At 60.8% G+C, this 1,182-nt stretch carries 1 protein-coding gene; it reads left to right on the top strand.

Annotated features, from left to right (window positions below; all coding sequences use genetic code 11):
* Positions 1-10: 10 nt before the first annotated feature.
* A partial coding sequence (locus tag ACQ4V8_RS21835; RefSeq protein WP_436572204.1) for a maltoporin occupies positions 11-1,182 on the top strand: 1,172 nt, incomplete at its 3' end.

Genomic DNA, 1,182 nt, shown 5'->3' with positions numbered 1-1,182 from the left:
CGCCGATCCCATGTATCCATCCGACGCCGAAGGCTTCCACGGCTACCTGCGCGCCGGCGCCGGCAGCAATACCTCGGGCGACGGCGGTTCGCAAGGCTGCTTCGGCCTGGGTGGCAACACCATGAAATACCGTCTGGGCAATGAGTGCGATGCCTACGCGGAATTCGGCTACACCAAGTCCGTCGCCAAGTCCGGCGGCGTGAACTACCTGGCCACCATCTGGGTCAACGCCTATGCACCGAATTCCGATTTCGGCGACAACAAGCTCGGTATCGTCAAGGCTTATGTCGAAGCACAAGGACTCGATTTCCTGAACGGCGGCACGGCCTGGGTCGGCAAACGCTTCTACTACCGTCCCGACATCCACATGCTCGATATGCAATATATCAACATGAACGGCACGGGCGCCGGCCTGGACCGCATCCCTGCGGGCCCCGGTAAATTCTCGTATGCCTTCTTCAAGGATAACGATATCAACAAGCGTGATCCGAAAACGGGCGCCATCGTCGGCACCCGTTCGGCTGTGCGCCAGAACTTCATCTACGGCGAAATTGCCGTCAACGAAAACGGCACGCTGGACCTGGCCGCCACCGTCATCACGGCCGAAGGCAAGGACAACGACTTCTACGGCAAGAAGCATAATGGATGGCAACTGTCGGCCTTCCACCGTCAAGGTAAAGTCTTTGGCGGCGGCAACACCTTCGGCGTGCAGTACGGCGTCGGTCCTGGCGTCGGTGGTGCGGGCAACGGCCAGTTCGGTGCCTCGGGCGACACGTCTTTCGGCTCCGACGTCAAGCGCACGCGCATCTTCAATGATATGGCGATCCAGCCGATGGCCAACTTCGGCATGGAATTGGTCGCCCTGTGGCAAAAAGACGAGTCGAACGCCACCGGTTCCTCGACCTGGACTTCGGTCGGCGTGCGGCCCGTGTATGCGTTCACCGACAACTTCAAGCTGGTGGGCGAACTGGGTACCGACCGTGTCACGCAAGCGGGCGGCCTGCCGGCCAAGCGTTTGACCAAGCTGACCATCGCCCCGACGATTTCGGCCGGTCCTGGCCTGTGGTCGCGTCCTGAACTGCGCGCTTTCGTCACGTACGGCAAATGGAACGATGCCGCTACCGCTTCGGTCAACGCGTCGAACAATGGCGGCCCGATCTACAACAACAATACCAGCGGCAC

It is taken from the genome of Janthinobacterium paucivorans (assembly GCF_051380805.1).
In the GTDB taxonomy this organism is placed as follows: domain Bacteria; phylum Pseudomonadota; class Gammaproteobacteria; order Burkholderiales; family Burkholderiaceae_D; genus Janthinobacterium; species Janthinobacterium lividum_D.
The sequence above is the reverse complement of the archived record's forward strand: the minus strand, read 5'-3'. Positions and strand labels throughout refer to the sequence as shown.